Origin of the sequence: Pseudomonas chlororaphis, from assembly GCA_001023535.1 — a bacterium.
GTDB lineage: Bacteria > Pseudomonadota > Gammaproteobacteria > Pseudomonadales > Pseudomonadaceae > Aquipseudomonas > Aquipseudomonas chlororaphis_E.
This window is the reverse complement of record CP011020.1, coordinates 3060198-3077800: the sequence shown is the minus strand read 5'-3', so window position 1 is coordinate 3077800 and position 17603 is coordinate 3060198. Positions and strand designations below refer to the sequence as shown.

The window sequence follows — 17603 nt, the reverse complement described above, 5'->3', positions numbered from 1 at the left end:
ATGGAATTTTTCATTTATGAACAGCCCGTGACAACCCTTTGGACCGGCATTGGGCGAATTGCACTTGTTCGGGAAAAAACTAATATCAGTCCTGTGTCGACGGACAGACACACCCGTCAAGGACGATGGGAATGGAAGGACATCGCAGGACGCGATTCATCAGGACGATGAAAAGGATTAAAGGGATTAGGGAAAAAATGTGGGCGGGTCAAACCGCCCCTTTTTTTTGCCTGGAGAAAAGCAAAAAGGCCCGCAAGGGCCTTTTCAATACAGCAGGGCGATCAGCGTTCGAGGTCGGCGATCTTGCCTGGCTTGCCATCCCACTCTTCAGCGTCTGGCAGTGCGTCTTTCTTCTCGGTGATGTTCGGCCAGATGTCCGCCAGCTCGGCGTTCAGCTCGATGAAGTTCTCCTGGCCAGCCGGCACTTCGTCTTCCGAGAAAATGGCGTTCGCCGGGCATTCCGGTTCACACAGGGCGCAGTCGATGCACTCGTCCGGGTGAATCACCAGGAAATTCGGGCCTTCGTAGAAGCAGTCCACCGGACAGACTTCTACGCAATCGGTGTATTTGCACTTGATGCAGTTGTCGGTGACGACGAAGGTCATTTCTAATTTTCTCCTCAGGCGCGGCGTGCTGCGCCCCTTCACGGTTAGGGGCGCCGGGTTCGGGAGCGATAGTCTGCGAACCAGGCTAATAGTTCGCAGCATCCCAAACCGCGCGAGATTCTAACAGCTTGAGCGCCCGTGCGTTAGATCCGTGTCTTCAATGTGTAGAGTAAATCCAGTGCCCGCCGTGGGGTCAGGTCGTCCAGGTCGAGTTTGGCCAGTTCGTCGAGGACCGGATGGGGCAGGCTGGCGAACAGGTCGCTTTGCTGTGGCGCGGCCGGTTTGCCCTTGGCAGGACGTGGCGCTTCGTGAGGCAGGCTGGTGGTTTCCAGGCGGCTCAGGTGCTCGCGGGCCCGGGTGATCACCTCGGTTGGCACTCCGGCCAGTTGCGCGACCGCCAGGCCATAGCTCTGGCTGGCCGGGCCGGGCAGCACGTGGTGCAGGAACACGATGCGCTCGTTGTGCTCGGTGGCGTTGAGGTGGACGTTGGCGACCAGCGGCTGGCTTTCTGGAAGCACGGTGAGTTCGAAGTAGTGGGTGGCGAACAGCGTGTAGGCTCGCAGGTGAGCCAGGCGCTCGGCTGCGGCCCAGGCCAGGGACAGGCCATCGAACGTACTGGTGCCGCGTCCGACTTCGTCCATCAGCACCAGGCTGCGCTCGGTGGCGTTGTGCAGGATGTTCGCGGTTTCGCTCATTTCCACCATGAAGGTCGAACGCCCGCCGGCCAGGTCGTCGCTGGAACCGATCCGGGTGAAGATCCGGTCCACCAGGGACAGCTCGCAGCTCGCCGCCGGGACGAAGCTGCCGATGTGAGCCAGCAATACGATCAACGCTGTTTGCCGCATGTAGGTGGACTTACCGCCCATGTTCGGCCCAGTGATCACCAACATGCGGGTGTTGTCGTCCAGGCTCAGGTCGTTGGCCACGAACGGCGTCGTCAACACTTGCTCCACCACTGGGTGGCGACCCTGGCTGATACGCATGCACGGCTCGCTGACGAACCGTGGGCAGTTGAGGTCCAGGTTCAGCGCGCGCTCGGCCAGGTTGCTCAGCACGTCCAGTTCCGCCAGCGCGGCGGCGGTGTCCTGCAGCGGCGGCAGTTGGCTGATCAAGTCTTCGAGCAGCGCGTCGTAGAGCATCTTTTCCCGGGCCAGGGCACGGCTCTTGGCCGACAGCGCCTTGTCTTCGAACGCTTTGAGTTCCGGGGTGATGAAGCGCTCGGCGCCCTTGAGCGTCTGGCGGCGGATGTAGTCGGCTGGGGCCTGCTCGGCCTGCTTGCTCGGCAACTCGATGAAGTAACCGTGGATGCGGTTGTAGCCCACCTTCAGGTTGGCCAGACCGGTGCGGGCCTTTTCCCGGGCTTCGAGTTCGATCAGGAACTGACCCGCGTTCTCGCTCAATGACTGCAATTCGTCGAGTTCGGCGTCGTAGCCGGTTTTCAGCACGCCGCCGTCACGAATCACCGCCGGCGGGTTGTCGATAATGGCTTTTTCCAGCAGCGCGGCCAGTTCCGGGTAGGTGCTGGTGGTGCGCGCCAGTTGTTGCAGGTGCGGCGCGTCGAGGTCGGTCATCGCCTGCTGGAGTTCGGGGAGTGCGCCGAGGGCATCCCGCAGGCGGGCCAGGTCCCGTGGCCGGGCGTTGCGCAGGCCGATCCGCGCGAGGATCCGCTCGATGTCACCGATTTCCTTGAGCTGCGGTTGCAGTTGCTCGAAGCGATAACGGTCCAGCAGGCAAGTAATGGACGATTGGCGCGCCAACAGGACAGTCAGGTCGCGCAGCGGACGGTTCAGCCAGCGGGTCAGCAACCGGCTGCCCATGGCGGTCTGGCAACGGTCGACCACCGATTGCAGGGTGTTGTCACGGCCGCCGGCCAGGTTGGTGTCCAGTTCCAGGTTGCGGCGGCTGGCGCCATCCAGCACCACCGTGTCATCCAGGCGCTCGTGACGCAGGCTGCGCAAATGGGGCAGGGCGGTGCGCTGGGTTTCCTTGGCGTAGGCCAGCAGGCAGCCGGCGGCGCCGATGGCCAGGGTCAGGTTCTCGCACCCGAAGCCCTTGAGGTCCTGGGTGGAAAACTGCTGGCAGAGGCTTTTCAACGCCGAGTCGCGCTCGAAATCCCACGGCGCCCGACGCCGCACGCCACGGCGTTTTTCCGCCGGCAGGTCCTTGGGCCAGTCATCCGGGATCAGCAACTCCACCGGGTTGACGCGCTCCAGCTCGGCCAGCAGGTTTTCCCAGCCCTTGATCTCCAGCACCGAGAAATTGCCGCTGGTGATGTCCAGCACCGCCAGGCCGAACAGGCGCTCGTCTCCCAGCACCGCCGCGATCAGGTTGTCGCGACGCTCATCCAGCAACGCCTCGTCGCTGACCGTCCCGGGCGTGATGATGCGCACCACCTGGCGCTCCACCGGCCCTTTGCTGGTGGCCGGGTCGCCGACCTGCTCGCAAATCACCACCGACTCGCCAAGCTTGACCAGCTTCGCCAAGTAGCCTTCCGCCGCGTGGTAAGGAATCCCACACATCGGAATCGCCATGCCCGCCGATTGCCCACGCGCCGTCAGGGTGATGTCCAACAGCTTGGCGGCCTTCTTCGCATCCTCGTAAAAGATCTCGTAGAAGTCGCCCATGCGGTAGAACATCAGCTGATCGGGGTGCTGATTCTTCAGGCGCCAGTATTGCTGCATCATTGGCGTGTGGGAGGACAGGTCGTTCACGGCTGTATTCATCGGTGTCAGGCAAGCTCGTTGAAAGGTGTGGGGCAAAAGGAGGGGCATCGGCCCGGCTTTTCCGCGATGGGCGCAAGGTTAACATGGGCGGTCTGGTGGGACCCAGGGATGAGCGTCTTCCATCGCATTGGTAAAGCTGGTTTTCTGAGCCTGGGGTATTTCCTGCCAGCGGAGTGCTTGCAATCGCCTTACGGAGCATGAGCTGGGGATAATAAAAAACCCGACGCTTGGTCGGGCTTCTCTTAAAATCCGGATATTAGGTTCGTTTCGCCTCGGCTTGCATCATCAGCTGATTTTGCTGCTTGGTAGCTTCAATCAAAACCTCGCTGTAAACACGCTTCTTTTGGTCCGATTTTGCATTGCGAATGAAATCGGCAAAGGTGCTTTTGGCCCCTTTAGTCAAGCCTAGCTTGATCGAGATCATAGGTGCGCTCCTGATGGTGGCCCGAGCGTGGCCTTTAGGTCGGCCCGCGTGTGTCGCTCAGGGATATGGTAGTCAATTTTATCGACACCAGCTTTGTAAAGTCGTCCCGAGTTGTCGATATGCTTGAGCAATAGATCCACATGCACGTCGCCTTGGTACTCTAGCTTAAGCGCGTTCACTACGTCACGTGCGGCGAAGTAATGCTCGATGAAGTGTTCTTTGCGAATTCTCCGGCCTTCAGCCGCTTCACGAGCGTTGACGAATCCCCATGCAAGCACCGGAGATTGGTAGACATACAAAATCTGTACGAATCGGCCTTTTTTCAAGGAGCGATCTACGTTCCGTCTTGCTACGTCTATGTTGGAAAACGTTCCGTCGAGGATGAAGGATTGCCTTTGGTCTAACGCAAAATCTAATATTTTTTCGACCAGAATCGACACGCCACCCTGAAAAAGCCAGGAGTTTGCTCCCGTGTACGCGGGAAACTCGCTTCGCAACTCATCGGGATCTATGCGTAGGATGGCTGCATCCGCAAATAGATTCACCAAGGCTATGGAGGCCTCGGTTTTACCTGCGCCCGGAGAGCCTGCCATGAAAACTGATACTGGTGCCTCTTCTGGCGGATAAATCAGCTTATCTGTGAGTCTTCTCGCAATTATTTTTTTATTGGATCGAGCGAAGCGCAACGCGCTTTCACAAGCGTCTTGCTCCGCTGGTGTCATTATCTGGTTACGTGAATCGGCATCGTCCGTCATTAATCCAGCTCCTTCTCGATAATGCCTGCTGTCTGAGCCGAGCTAGGCGGCCTAGTACTGTTTAATGATGTGGGCGAGCCCGTGGCGAGGGGCACGTCCCCCTCGCCGGGACTGCATCATGAATGCCTACCTCACCTCAACCACATCCAACGCCCGATTCGCCAGCAATTGCCCTAGCTCAATCATCTGCTGGCCCCCCGGCGCGATATGTCGCCGCGAGCCCTCCAGGTCGAACGCCAGGTCACTGACCATGACGTTGGCCGAGGCCAGGGTTTCGCTGAGGTTGGCGAGCAGGCACTCGGCATCGATGTTCGGGGCGATGATGAAAAGGGTGTCGAGGGTGTCGCAGGTTTCTTTGTCGGCTTTTGGTTCGAGGTAATAGTCCAGGGTGCGGGTGGCGGCTTCGTCGAGTTTCTTGGCGTTGGCCGATTGGCTGCGGGAGACGTGATCGTCAGGGAGATTTGGAGTGTTCTTCGGCATTCTATGGATCCTTGGAGTTGAGCCACCACACACTCGCGACTAAACGAGGGGTGGCAGCTGTACGCAGGTTAGTCGACCGGGGATCCAAGGAACCGGCGCGCCCGAGGGCGCCCTGCGCACAGCCACCATCAAGTACAGGGATGGGATACCTGACTAATGGAGCAGTGAGCACCTTGGAGTACCGAGCGACTAAACCCGATCACTGATGGGCAGTGACGAGAACTAAAGTACCGATGGGATCCAAGGTGGACGAGCCGGCGGATTCTGGCGTAGTTGTAGGCCGAGGCGCAAGGCGATGTAGCCTGGTGCCGCGCATTTGAAGGACGGGGGCGGAGCCTTTTCCTAAGGGTATGTAGGGCGATTCCGTAGCGAGGGAGCTTGCTCCCGCTTGAGTGCGAAGCGCTCCCAAAAGGGGGGCTGCTTCGCAACCCAGCGGGAGCAAGCTCCCTCGCCACAATGAATGCAAAGGCTGCAATTGCATATTTATGCGAAACAGCATTTGTTTTCTGCAAAAAGAACAAGCACTATGCGCATTATGCAAAAACGCAACGTTTCGACCGTATTAAGAGCACTGCTCGACCAGCACGGGATCTCCCCCACGGAGCTTCACCGGCGTACTGGCGTGCCCCAGTCCACCCTCTCGCGGATCCTCAGCGGCAAGATCGTCGATCCTTCGGATAAACACATCTCGAAGATCGCCGAGTACTTCTCCGTGAGCACCGACCAGTTGCGCGGGCGCGCGGATGTGGCCGCTGCCGGCGGCAGTCGTCGCGACGAGTCCCATGCCGAGCTCAAGGACATAAGCCTGTGGGACGACGAGACCCCCGTCGAGGAAGACGAGGTGTCGGTCCCTTTTCTGCGTGAGGTTGAATTGGCTGCTGGATCAGGAAGATTCGTCATCGAAGAGAGCGAGCGCTCAAGCCTGCGCTTCGGCAAGCGCAGCCTGCGCCATAACGGCGTGCAGTTCGACCAGGCCAAATGCGTGACGGTACGCGGCAACAGCATGTTGCCGGTGCTGCGCGACGGCGCCACGGTCGGGGTGAATGTGGCTCGGTGCAGCATCGGCGACATCGTCGACGGCGACCTCTACGCCATCAATCACAATGGCCAACTGCGGGTCAAACAGCTTTATCGACTGCCCACCGGTATCCGCTTGCGCAGCTTCAATCGCGATGAACATCCGGATGAGGACTACAGCTTCCAGGACATGCAGGAAGAGCAGATCGTCATTCTTGGCCATGTCTTCTGGTGGGGCATGTACGCCCGCTAACCCTTCCCCTGTCAGATAAAACCCGCCGTTGTGCGGGTTTTTTTTCGCTCCCGAAAACCCTCTGAGCCCTGCATTCGCTGGCCTTTGATGCGTTGGTGCATTTATGCTGCATAAATAAATGCATTTGTGCATTGACTGTATATGCATACATGCATAACCTGTGTCCAAGCCGCTCGACAAAGCGGCTGGCGACAACCGCTCTTTAGTTTCACCAAACAGGCAGCGATGAACCGGCCTCAACGGTTCAGAGGGTTGGCAACTGGCCCGGGTGTGCAGCGTAAAGCACCAGAAGCAGTTATCCGGCGGGCAGGGGCCGCGGTCGGAGGAACAATTTGAATGGATCCGTACCGCGCCAGTCGCGCCGAAAGATCAAGCGCATTACTGAAAAGCCTGGGCAACCGGGCTTTTTGGAATGCCTGCGCCGTGAGGCGCGTTCAACACATCACCGCCGCCAATGGAGGGCTTTCCATGCTGAAGGATTTCAGGTGCGGTCACTGCAAACGACTTCTGGCCCGTGTGGGCGAGAACACCGAACTCCAGATCAAATGTTCCCGATGCGGGACGTTGAATCATGTGAAGGCCGTGAGCCTCGAGTCATCGCCTTTGAGCGAAATGAATGCGCAATGCTGCGCGCAAAAACATCGACTCTTTGGGTGAAAGCATGAAAAAAATCAAACGTCTTATCGGTTCGCTCGTCTTGTCCACCGTGCTGTTGGCGGCGAGCGGTGCCGCCTTCGCGGCCAACCTGGTCGTGAACGGCAGTTTTGAAACCCCTGGTTGTGGCAATGATTGCGTACTCAATACCCCGGCCCAAGCCGACTTCGTGAACGGTTGGACCACGTTCCTGTCGGGCGTGGAATACATCAATGTCAGGGCTGCCATCGGCAGTTCGGTCGCCGCTGAAGGGGCCATGAGCGTCGACCTCGCCAACTACACCTATCAAAACGGCGGTGGTATCCAGCAAAACATCGACACGGTGGCAGGTGCACGATATCGCCTGACGTTCAGTGCCGGCAGTTCCAAGTACGTGGGCCGCACGGGGACCGGCATCATCAACGTCAAGGTAGCCGGTCAGACCACCCGTTTCGACACCCCTGTCGCCACCAGTGATGCGACCGTATGGGAAACCCGAACCTACGAGTTCACCGCGGTGAGCGCTCAAACCACATTGAGCTTCTGGAATGAGCAGGATCCGAATGCTCATTTCGCCTTTATCGACAACGTCATTGTCGAGCGGCTGTAAAACACCGTCCGCGCCGCAATTGCCCACCCCATCAACCATCACCCCCCGGAGGCGTGAATGACAAACGAGCAACAAGCGTTGCTGGACATGCCGATCTGGCTGGTCATCGTGCTCGCCCTGGTGGGCGGGGTGTCCGGCGAGATGTGGCGTGCCGACAAGGAGGGGGCCCGCGGCTGGTCGTTGCTGCGCCGCGTGGTCCTGCGCTCCGGCGCCTGCGTGGTGTGCGGCGTCTCGGCGACGATGCTGCTGTATGCCCTGGGCATGTCGATCTGGAGTGCCTGCGCCTTCGGCTGCCTGACCGCCATGGCCGGGGCCGATGTGGCCATCGGTCTTTATGAGCGTTGGGTAGCCAAGCGCATTGGGGTAGCGGGGCCTGCCGACCGCGACTCTCATCCCGATCAGCCGTAGACACAAAACACCTCCAACCTCTGCTCCAACTGCCCCACCGCTCGCGCAAGCAAGCCCTTCCACCGCGTTCTGACTTTACTTGCCTATCACTGGAGCACTCTCCATGAAGATCACGCCGATCCTCACGCAGTTGCGTGAGCAATGCCCGACGCTTGCCAATCGAGTGTTCGCGGCCCTGGACCTCGCCGCGCTGCAAACGGGCGCCGCCGTGCCGGTCCCTTGCGCCTATGTGCTGCCGACCACGGATGTGGCCAGCCCGAACACCGCGCAGAACGTCACGCTGCAAACGGTGCGTGATGGTTTCGATGTTGTGCTGGTGCTCGAGGCCAGTGACGTGGCGACCGCATTGGATGGCCAGCACGACCTGCGTGCCGAGTTGTGGCGTGCGCTGGTGGGGTTCAAGCCCGGCGCCGATTACACCGGCATCGAATACGACGGCAGCGAACTGATTTCCCCCATTGGCGGCCACGCGTTGTTCCGGCTGCGCTTTTTCGCGCAGTTCCAGCTGGGCCGCAACCTGACGAGCCAGCTTGCCGAAAGCTGGCACGAACGTGAACTGGACGGCTTGTCGTCCTTTACCGGGGCCACCGTGCGGGTCGATGCCATCGACCCGGCGGACCCCAACCTCAAACGTCCCGGCCCCGACGGGCGCCTGGAACTGACTTTCTCTGGAGACGTAACCCCATGAGCAAACGCATCACCGTGCTGCCGGCCCCGGGCCGTGCCGTACCGGACCCGGAAGCGGACGATCTGTTGCCCCTCGAGGGCCGTGAAGTGCCGGACAACGCCTGGTGGCGTCGACGTCTGGCCGATGGCGATATCACTACCAAAGCCGTGAAAGCGGCCAAACCACAGGGAGCCAAATAATGGCGATCGGATTCAGCAACATCCCCGCGGACATTCGTGTTCCGCTGTTCTACGCCGAGATGGACAACTCGGCCGCCAATAGCGCGTCGTCGTCCATGCGCCGATTGATCGTCGCCCAGGTCAACGACAACGTTGCCCCGGAGCAAGTCGGCAAGCTGGTGCTGGTCTCCAGCGTTGCCCTGGCCAAAAGCATCGGCGGGCAGGGCTCGATGCTCGCCTCGATGTACGAGACCTGGCGCAAGACCGACCCGCTCGGCGAAATCTGGTGCCTGCCGCTGCACAACGTCGAAGGCGCCATCGCCAAGGGCGTGCTGACCCTCACCGGCACCGCGACGCAAAGCGGTGTGCTCAACCTGTACGTGGGTGGCGTACGCGTCCAGGCGGCCATCGCCAACGGTGCCACCGCCGCCCAGGCTGCGACGGCGCTGGCCTTGAAAGTCAACGCGACGGCCGACCTGCCGGTGAGCGCTGCGGCCGTCGACGGTGTCGTGACCCTCAACGCCAAATGGACCGGCGACGGCGGCAACGATATCAGCCTGCAATTCAATCGCCTGGGCAAGAGCAATGGCGAAGATACCCCTGCGGGCCTGACCACTGCCGTCACCGCCATGACCGGCGGCGCTGGTGTGCCGGACCAGACCGCCGCCGTCGCGGCCCTGGGCGACGAGCCGTTCGAGTTCATCGCCATGCCGTGGTCCGATCTGTCGAGCCTGAATACCTGGCAAGCGGTCATGGACGACAGCACCGGTCGCTGGTCCTGGGCCAAGCAGTTGTTCGGCCATGTCTACAGCGCCAAGCGCGGGACCATCGGCACGCTCGTCGCCGCCGGCCAGGCGCGCAACGACCAGCACATGACCATCCAGGCCCTCGAGCCGGGCGTGCCGCAACCGTCGTGGGTCCAGGCCGCCGCGCTGGCCGCCCGTACCGCTGTGTTCATCTCGGCTGACGCCAGCCGTCCGACCCAGAGCGGCAGCTTGCCAGGCCTGGACCCTGCGCCGGCCAGCGAGCGTTTCACCCTGACCGAGCGCCAGTCGCTGCTCAACTACGGCATCGCGACGGCCTACTACGAAGGCGGCTACGTGCGCATCCAGCGCTCCATCACCACGTATCAGAAAAATGCCTTCGGCCAGGCTGACAATTCCTACCTGGACAGCGAAACCCTGCACCAGTCGGCCTTCATCGTGCGCCGTCTGCAAAGCGTGATCACCAGCAAGTACGGTCGCCACAAACTGGCCTCCGATGGCACGCGTTTCGGCGCCGGCCAGCCCATCGTGACCCCGAGCACGATTCGCGGCGAGCTGATCGCCCAGTACGCCAAGCTCGAACTGGAAGGCCATGTGGAGAACGCCGAGCTGTTCGCCGAGCACCTGATCGTCGAGCGCGACAGCCAGGATCCGAGCCGGGTCAATGTGCTGTTCCCGCCGGACTACATCAACGGCCTGCGGGTGTTCGCGCTGCTCAACCAGTTCCGTCTGCAGTACGACGCCGCCGCTTGAGTGTCGGGTTTGATTGGATGATTCCAGCCCACCGCGCGTGGGCTTTTTATTTGAAGGAGAAACACCATGGGTCAACTGATTGCGGGTACCTGCTACGTCAAAGTGGACGGTGCTCAACTGACCATCAACGGCGGCTGCGAAGCGCCACTGATGTTCACCAAACGCGAAACCGTCGTGCCGGGTTTCTACAAGGAAACCGACATTGCCCCGTCCTTCAAGGTGACGGCGCTGCACACCGCGGATTTCCCGCTCAAGCAACTGGTGGCCGGCACCGACATGACCGTCACCTGCGAGTTCAACAACGGCAAGGTCTACGTGCTGGCCGGCGCCTACCTGGTGGAAGAGCCGGTGTCCAAGGGTGACGACGCCACCCTCGAGCTGAAATTCGAAGGCATCAAGGGGACCTGGCAATGACCGATGTCGTGACGTTGCACGTGGCCATCGAGGCCCACGGCGAACCGTTGAACGAACTGACCTTGCGCCGTCCGACGGTGCAGGAGGTCCGGGCGATCAAGGCGCTGCCGTACAAGATCGACAAGAGCGAGGAGGTGAGCCTGGACATGGATGTCGCGGCCAAATACATCGCAGTCTGCGCCGGCATCCCGCCGTCGTCGGTCAACCAGTTGGACCTGGCAGACCTCAACGCACTGAGCTGGGCCGTCGCGAGTTTTTTCATGAGTGCGGCGTCGCAGCCATCGGCGACCTGATCGCCGCCGCCTATGACCTGGCCTGGTTCTGGAAGGTTGACCCCGAACAGATGATGGCCAGGCCACTGGATGTGCTCCGTGAGTCGTTGGAGCACGCGCAACGGATCAATGCGATGCAGCAGGTGCAGTGATGGCAGACACACAAAAGGTAGAGAAAAAAGCGTTGCTGCTGACCGGCATCGACGAGCTGTCGCCCAAGCTGGCCAGCCTGCGGGCGAAGGTCCAGGGCTTCAAGCAGAACCTCGATGCCACCGGCCTCGGCAGCCTGGATATTTCCGGACTGCTGCCGGACGGCGGGATCGCCAAGCCATTCATGGAAGGCCTCCGATCGGCGGCGGCTTTCAAGGGTGAAGTTGCTGGGGTGAACGCGGCGGTCGGCGCCGTCCAGGCGCCCGCCGCGCCTGGCGTGGCGGCACAGAGCCTGGATGGATTGAAGACTTCCATCAGCAATGTGTCGTTGCAGTTCGGCACGGCGCTGGGGCCGGCGGTCAATGCGATGACGGTCGGCCTGCAGCCGATGATCAGCGGCGTGACCCAGGTGCTGCAGGACAACCCGCAACTGGTACAAGGCCTGGCGGCGGGCGCCGTGGCGTTCAGCGCGATCCAGACCGCCGTCAACGGGGCGAGCCAGGCTTTCGAGGTGGTCAACCTGGCCTTGAAGATGAACCCCATCGGCCTGATCGCCATGGGTATCGCCTTGGCGGCCGGGATGATCATCGCCTACTGGGAGCCGATTTCGGCGTTCTTCGCTGGGCTCTGGCAACGGCTTGCGCCCATCGTCGTGCCGATGGCCGAGTTCTTCAAGACAATGTTCGCCTTCACCCCGCTAGGGCAGGTGATCAGCAACTGGGGGCCGATCAGCAGTTTCTTTGGCGCGCTGTGGAATGTGCTGGTGGCGGCGGCGACGCCGGTCATCGGTTTCATGCAGACGCTGTTCGCCTGGTCGCCCCTGGGCTTGATCGTCAACAACTGGGGGCCGCTGACCGGATTGTTCTCGGCCATCTGGGATCTGCTCAGGGCCTTGACGGTACCGGTGATGGACGCGCTCCAAGGGCTGTTCAACTGGACGCCGTTGGGCCTGATCATGGCCAACTGGGGCACCCTCGTGGACGTCTTCGCCGGGATCTGGGAAGGCCTGCGCAGCCAGGTGTCGATGATGCTGACGGTGTTCGGCGGGCTGTTCGACTGGTCGCCCATCGAGGGCCTCATGAAACAGTGGGGGCCGGTGGGGGAGTGGTTCAGCCAGTGGTGGGACCAGCTGCAGGGCGTGCTCGCGCCGATCAAAGCATTTTTCAACACAGGTTTTGGCGAAGTCATCACCACGTTCACCGGTAAGGTTCAAGGGCTGACCGAAGCGCAACGCAAGACCAATGCCGAGGGCAAGGGCGAGCTGGCGCCGGCGTTTTTTGGTGGCACCCGTGAACCGGCCCCGGGGCTGTCCTCCAGCCTGGCACCGGTGCCTGGCAACCTCCCGGCGAACGCCTCGCTGACGCCCGGCGCACTGGGGCAAACCTCCAGTGCGTTGGTGCAACAAAGCGCGGCGAACAACCGCACGCAACTCGAAGGCGGCTTGACCGTGCGCTTCGAAAACGCGCCGGCCGGGTTGCGCGCCGAGCCACCGCAAACCAATCAACCCGGCCTGGCGGTGAGCTCGCGCATCGGTTACCGCTCACTTTCCACAGGAGGCTCCAATGAGCTGGCGTGACCGTTTGTTGCCGGCGTCGTTTCGCGGCGTCGGGTTCTGGGTCGACCAGGCGAAAACCCCGGTCGGCCACAAGGGCCAGTTGCATGAGTATCCACAGCGCGACCAGCCGTTTTTCGAAGGGCTGGGCCAGCAGGCGAAGATTCATGAGCTGACGGCGTTCATTGTCGGCGCCGATTGCCTGGAGCAGCGCGACAAGTTGCTCAAGGCTCTGGAGCAGGGCAGTGGCGAGCTGGTGCATCCGTGGTTGGGACGAATGCAGGTCAAGGTGGGCGAGTGCGACATGACCCAGACCCGCCAGGACGGAGGGCTGGTGACGTTTGCCTTGAAGTTCTATCCCGACCAGCCGCTGCAATTCCCTTCGGCGGCGATCAACAGCCAGAAACTGTTGCTGGTGTCCGCCGACAGCTTCCTGGGTTCGGCGGTGCGCCGTTTCGAAGACGCGATGAGCTTGATCAAGGCCGCGCGGATCGGCATCGCCGACCTGCGCAACAGCCTCAAGGAGGTGTACGGCGTGATCGAACAGGAACTCAAGCCGTTGATCGAGACCTATCGGCAGATCAACGACCTGGTCAAGGCCGTGAAAGCGTTGCCCAAGGAGGTGGTGGCCGAGTTCAAGGGGTTGTTGGGGGATGTTCGCCAGTTGAAGGATTTTGCCCGTGACGGCTACCGCGGCGTGATTGCCAGCGTGTCGCAACAGGTAGAAGCCATCCGCCAGGCGGACGCGCCCAAGCTCACCACCGGCAAGGACACCACGGCGGCGGCCCAGGCCCTGGCCGACCTGGTCCAGGACACGCTGCTGGTGCAGGCCGCGCAATGGATCGCGGCGATGCCCGTGGCGGCGCCGGTGGTCAAGCTGGGGGCCACCCCGTCGGTGGCGCAGCAGGCCGTGCAGCCGATCCAGCGGCGGGACGTGCCGGTGGCCGATGATGTGCTGGCCCTGCGCGATGCTCTCAACGAAGCGATCTGGCAGGCCTCTCTCAAGGCGGACCCGGAGCATTACCAGGCCCTCAACCAGCTGCGTCAGCAAATGGCCGCGCACCTGACGGCAGTGGCGTCGTCGGGCGTACGGCTGATCAATTTGTCGTTCAAGCAAAGCCTGCCGGCGCTGGTGGTGGCCTATCAGCAATTCGCCGATGCCACCCGGGTCACCGAAGTTATCCAGCGCAACGGTGTGGCCCACCCCGGTTTCCTGCCGCCCAACAACCTGAAAGTCTCGGGGGAGTAAGCCATGAGCGAGCTCGACAATAGCGTCACGCTCACCGTCGGCGGGCTGGACTACGGCGGCTGGAAAAGCGTGGAAATCAGCGCGGACCTGGAGCGTCAGTTCCGCACCTTCAAACTCGACATCACCTGGCAATGGCCGGGGCAGACCCAGGCGGTGCCGATTCGTCCCGGTGATGAATGCCAGGTGCGCATCGGTGCCGACCTGTTGCTCAGTGGCTATGTGTTCAAGGCCCCGATCAGTTATGACGGGCGCCAGATCACGCTGAGCATCGAAGGCGGGTCCAAGACCCAGGATCTGGTGGATTGCGCGGCGATCAACCGTCCGACCCAATGGCGCGGGCAGACGGTGCTGAGCATCGTCCAGGCCCTGGCGTCGCAATACGGCGTGGGCGTGGTGAGTGAAATCCCGGAAACCGCGCGGTTGAGCGAGCACAGCATCGTGCCGGGAGAAACCGTCTTCCAATCCATCGACCGCTTGCTGACGTTGTTCCGGGTGTTTTCCACCGACGACGCCGAGGGCCGCGTGCTGCTGGCCAAGCCCGGCAGCGGCGGGCGGGCCAGTGATGTGCTGGAGTTGGGCAAGAACATTCTCTCGGGCAACGCGCCGAGGGACTACAGCCAGGTGTTCTCCGAATACCGGGTCATCGGCCAGCACAAGGGCAATGACCAGCGCAGTGGAACCGCCGTGAGCGAGGTGTCGGGCACGGCCACTGACTTGAGTTTCAAACGCAAGCGGGTGACGCTGATCAGCGAAAGTGCCCAGTTGACCTTTGAATTGGCCCAGCAGCGGGCCGACTGGGAAAGCGCCATCCGTACCGGCCGGGCCCTGACCACCACCTACCGCGTGCAGGGCTGGCGCCAGGCCAATGGCGACCTGTGGCGGCACAATACCCTGGTGCGGGTGATCGATCCGGTGTTGGGGTTCGACGGCGACCTGCTGATTTCCAAGGTGACCTACTCACTGTCTGCCCAAGGCTCTGTCACCACCTTGCAAGTCGCCCCGCCCCATACCTTCGACGCGAACCCGGTCAAGCCCAAATCCTGAGCACAGTTTCCGTCCAGCACACCTCTTCTGTGGGAGCGGGCTTGCCCGCGAAGGCGGCGGTACAGCCACCGCCCACCCTGACCGGCGCCCAAGCCGCTCTCACCCGATTTCCGAAGGAACCCCAATGAGCCTACTGACCCGCCTCCTGGCGCGCGGCACTGTCGTGCTCGCCAATTCGGCTTCCAAGTTGCAGTCGCTGCAGATGCGCCTCACTGCCGGCGAAGTGAACGACGACATGGAGCACTTCGAACCCTACGGCTTCACCAGCAACCCCCTCGCCGGCGCGGAGGGCATTGCGACTTTCCTGGGCGGCGACCGGTCCCACGCGGTGGTATTGGTGGTTGCCGACCGCCGCTTTCGTCTCAAGGCGCTGGCCCCCGGCGAAGTGGCGATCTACACCGACGAGGGCGACAGGATTCACTTCAAGCGCGGCCGAGTGATCGACATCGACACCGCCACCCTGAACATCCGCGCCAGCCGCGCGGTGAACATCGACAGCCCCGTCATCAACCACACCGGCAAGATTGTTTCCCAGGGCGACCAGATCGCCGGTGGCATCAGCCAGATCAAGCATGTGCATGTCGGCGTACAGGCCGGCAATGGCCAGACCGGTGCGCCGGCGGGAGGCCAATGATGTTCATCAGCCAGAACCTGCACGCCGCGTTGACCCGCTCGGTGCTGATCAGCCTGTTCACCTGGCGCCGCGCCGCTGACGACGACGCCGTCGATGACGAGGAGCGTTTCGGCTGGTGGGGCGACACCTTTCCCACGGTCGCCGATGACCGTATCGGCTCGCGGCTGTGGTTGTTGCGACGGGTCAAGCTGACCCGCCAGACCCAGCTCGACGCCGAGTTCTATGCCCGCGAGGCGCTGCAATGGCTGATCGACGATGGCCATTGCAGCGCTGTCGAGCTCATCAGCGAACGCCTTGACGCCCAGCGCCTGAACCTGCGCACGGTCCTGACCCTGGCCAACGGCGAGCGCCTGGATATCAACCCCGATAACAGTTGGCAGGTGACTTATGCCGTTTGAAACCCCTTCGCTGCCGGTGCTGATCAAGCGCGCCCAAAGCGACCTGGCCAGCGATTCGCTGCGCCAGTCCGATGCTCAGGTGCTGGCCCGCACCCTCGGTGGCGCCGCCTATGGCCTGTATGGCTACCTGGACTGGATCGCCGAGCAGATTCTGCCGGACAAAGCCGACGAGTCGACCCTGGAGCGCATTGCCGCCCTGCGCCTGAACCAGGCGCGTAAAGCTGCCCAGGCGGCCAGCGGCACAGTCAGCTTCACGGCGAACGCCGGTGCGGTGCTGGATGCCGACACGCTGCTGCAAACCACCGATGGCCGCACCTACAAAGTGACCGCCGCCCGCACCACCGGCAATGGCCTGAACAGCACCACCGTTGTCGCACTGGAGGCTGGTAGCCTGGGCAATGCCGACGCCGGCCTGGTCCTTGCGCCGGTGCAGCCGATCCTCGGCATTGGCAGCAGCTTCACCGTGCTGGCGCCGGGGCTCACCGGTGGGGTCGCCCGGGAAAGCCTGGAGTCCCTGCGGGCGCGTGTGATCCGTTCCTACCGCATCATTCCCCACGGCGGCTCGGCGCAAGACTATGAAACCTGGGCCCTGGAGTGCCCCGGTATCACCCGCGCCTGGTGCCGCGGCAGTTATCTGGGACCCGGCACCGTCGGCCTGTTCGTCATGCGTGACGATGATCCGCAGCCGATTCCCAATGCCGAGCAACTGGAAGAGGTCCGGGCCCATATCGAACCGCTGCGCCCGGTGACCGCCGAAGTGCATGTGCTGGCGCCGACGCAGGTGCCGGTGACCTACCGGCTGCGTATCACCCCTGACACCAGCGCGGTTCGCGCGGCGATCGAGGCTCAATTGCGCGACCTGCACAACCGCGAAGCCGGCCTCGGCGAAACGCTGTTGCTGACCCACATCGCCGAAGCCATTAGCAGCGCCACGGGCGAAACCGATCACAAGTTGAGTGCGCCAAGCGCCGATGTGACCGCGGCCAGCAATCAGCTGCTGACGTTCGGGGGCTGCGTATGGCTGGAATAAGAACCGCCGGCGAGTACCAGGCCCAACTGCGCAGCCTGCTGCCCAGCGGCCCCGCCTGGGACCCGGAACGAGTGCCGGAACTGGAGCAGGTGCTTGACGGCATCGCCCAGGAACTGGCGCGTCTCGATGCGCGTGCTGCTGATCTGTTGCATGAAATGGACCCGGCGGGTGTGAGCGAACTGGTGCCGGATTGGGAGCGGGTGATGAACCTGCCAGACCCTTGCCTGGGCGCCACACCGTTGTATGACGATCGCCGCCTGGCGGTGCGTCGACGCTTGCTGGCGGTCGGCAGCCAAGCCATCGCGTACTACGTGGAGATCGCCAGGAGCCAGGGCTACCCCAACGCCACCATCACCGAGCACAAGGCACCTCGCATGGGCCGTGCACGGTTCGGCGAAGCCCATTTCGGCACCTGGCAGGCACAGTTCATGTGGACCCTCAACACCGGCGGTCGCCTGCTGCTCGGCCGGCGTTTTGGTGCCAGCTACTGGGGCGAGCGTTTTGGCGTCAACCCGGGCTCGGCCCTGGAGTGCCTGATCCACCGCAGTGCGCCAGCACACACGAAGGTTCACATCAATTATGACTAGGG

General features: G+C 62.3%; 19 protein-coding genes. 15 read left to right on the top strand and 4 right to left on the bottom strand.

The annotated features are described in order from the left end of the window. Window positions 1-281 precede the first annotated feature (281 nt). The 4 genes from VM99_13655 to VM99_13640 form a co-directional block, all read right to left on the bottom strand. Window positions 282-605, bottom strand: coding sequence for a ferredoxin (locus VM99_13655; protein ID AKJ99062.1), 324 nt, complete (start codon window positions 603-605; stop codon window positions 282-284). 143 nt (window positions 606-748) lie between these two features. Beyond that, complete coding sequence (locus VM99_13650) at window positions 749-3328, bottom strand: DNA mismatch repair protein MutS (protein ID AKJ99061.1); 2580 nt, start codon at window positions 3326-3328, stop codon at window positions 749-751. 420 nt (window positions 3329-3748) lie between these two features. After that, a complete protein-coding gene (locus VM99_13645) occupies window positions 3749-4474 on the bottom strand; it encodes a Zeta toxin (protein AKK01751.1) in 726 nt (241 codons plus the stop codon). Window positions 4475-4633: 159 nt separating this feature from the next. Continuing rightward, entirely contained in the window at window positions 4634-4987 is a 354-nt protein-coding gene (locus tag VM99_13640) for a hypothetical protein (protein ID AKJ99060.1), read from the bottom strand. A 535-nt stretch (window positions 4988-5522) separates the two neighbouring features. Here VM99_13640 and VM99_13635 point away from each other — a divergent pair. The 15 genes from VM99_13635 (at window position 5523) to VM99_13565 (ending at window position 17601) form a co-directional block, all read left to right on the top strand. Next, window positions 5523-6257 carry a transcriptional regulator gene (locus VM99_13635; protein AKK01750.1) on the top strand — a complete coding sequence of 245 codons (735 nt, stop codon included), beginning with the start codon at window positions 5523-5525 and terminating at the stop codon, window positions 6255-6257. 661 nt (window positions 6258-6918) lie between these two features. Beyond that, a complete protein-coding gene (locus VM99_13630) occupies window positions 6919-7500 on the top strand; it encodes a dockerin (GenBank protein AKK01749.1) in 582 nt (193 codons plus the stop codon). A gap of 57 nt (window positions 7501-7557) precedes the next feature. After that, window positions 7558-7908, top strand: coding sequence for a pyocin R2, holin (locus tag VM99_13625; protein AKJ99059.1), 351 nt, complete (start codon window positions 7558-7560; stop codon window positions 7906-7908). 103 nt (window positions 7909-8011) lie between these two features. Continuing rightward, on the top strand, window positions 8012-8596 hold the full coding sequence (locus tag VM99_13620) for a prophage PSSSM-04 (protein AKJ99058.1): 585 nt from the start codon (window positions 8012-8014) through the stop codon (window positions 8594-8596). Then, window positions 8593-8775, top strand: coding sequence for a hypothetical protein (locus VM99_13615; GenBank protein AKJ99057.1), 183 nt, complete (start codon window positions 8593-8595; stop codon window positions 8773-8775). The genes VM99_13620 and VM99_13615 overlap by 4 nt, the downstream gene beginning before the upstream one ends. After that, window positions 8775-10271 carry a tail sheath protein gene (locus VM99_13610; GenBank protein AKJ99056.1) on the top strand — a complete coding sequence of 499 codons (1497 nt, stop codon included), beginning with the start codon at window positions 8775-8777 and terminating at the stop codon, window positions 10269-10271. Before VM99_13615 ends, VM99_13610 begins: the two co-directional genes overlap by 1 nt. 66 nt (window positions 10272-10337) lie before the next feature. Then, a complete protein-coding gene (locus VM99_13605; GenBank protein AKJ99055.1) occupies window positions 10338-10685 on the top strand; it encodes a phage tail protein in 348 nt (115 codons plus the stop codon). Beyond that, complete coding sequence (locus tag VM99_13600; GenBank protein AKJ99054.1) at window positions 10682-10978, top strand: ArsR family transcriptional regulator; 297 nt, start codon at window positions 10682-10684, stop codon at window positions 10976-10978. The genes VM99_13605 and VM99_13600 overlap by 4 nt, the downstream gene beginning before the upstream one ends. Window positions 10979-11108: 130 nt before the next feature. Then, window positions 11109-12683 carry a tail protein gene (locus VM99_13595; GenBank protein ID AKJ99053.1) on the top strand — a complete coding sequence of 525 codons (1575 nt, stop codon included), beginning with the start codon at window positions 11109-11111 and terminating at the stop codon, window positions 12681-12683. Then, window positions 12670-13908 (top strand): 2-hydroxyacid dehydrogenase, encoded by a 1239-nt coding sequence (locus VM99_13590; GenBank protein ID AKJ99052.1) that lies wholly within the window; start codon window positions 12670-12672, stop codon window positions 13906-13908. Before VM99_13595 ends, VM99_13590 begins: the two co-directional genes overlap by 14 nt. A 3-nt stretch (window positions 13909-13911) precedes the next feature. Beyond that, on the top strand, window positions 13912-14952 hold the full coding sequence (locus tag VM99_13585) for a baseplate protein (GenBank protein ID AKJ99051.1): 1041 nt from the start codon (window positions 13912-13914) through the stop codon (window positions 14950-14952). A gap of 124 nt (window positions 14953-15076) precedes the next feature. After that, entirely contained in the window at window positions 15077-15586 is a 510-nt protein-coding gene (locus VM99_13580) for a phage assembly protein (protein AKJ99050.1), read from the top strand. After that, window positions 15586-15984, top strand: coding sequence for a phage GP46 (locus VM99_13575; GenBank protein ID AKJ99049.1), 399 nt, complete (start codon window positions 15586-15588; stop codon window positions 15982-15984). Before VM99_13580 ends, VM99_13575 begins: the two co-directional genes overlap by 1 nt. Continuing rightward, entirely contained in the window at window positions 15974-17014 is a 1041-nt protein-coding gene (locus VM99_13570) for a baseplate J protein (protein AKJ99048.1), read from the top strand. The genes VM99_13575 and VM99_13570 overlap by 11 nt, the downstream gene beginning before the upstream one ends. After that, window positions 17002-17601 carry a phage tail protein gene (locus tag VM99_13565; GenBank protein ID AKJ99047.1) on the top strand — a complete coding sequence of 200 codons (600 nt, stop codon included), beginning with the start codon at window positions 17002-17004 and terminating at the stop codon, window positions 17599-17601. Before VM99_13570 ends, VM99_13565 begins: the two co-directional genes overlap by 13 nt. Window positions 17602-17603 lie beyond the last annotated feature (2 nt).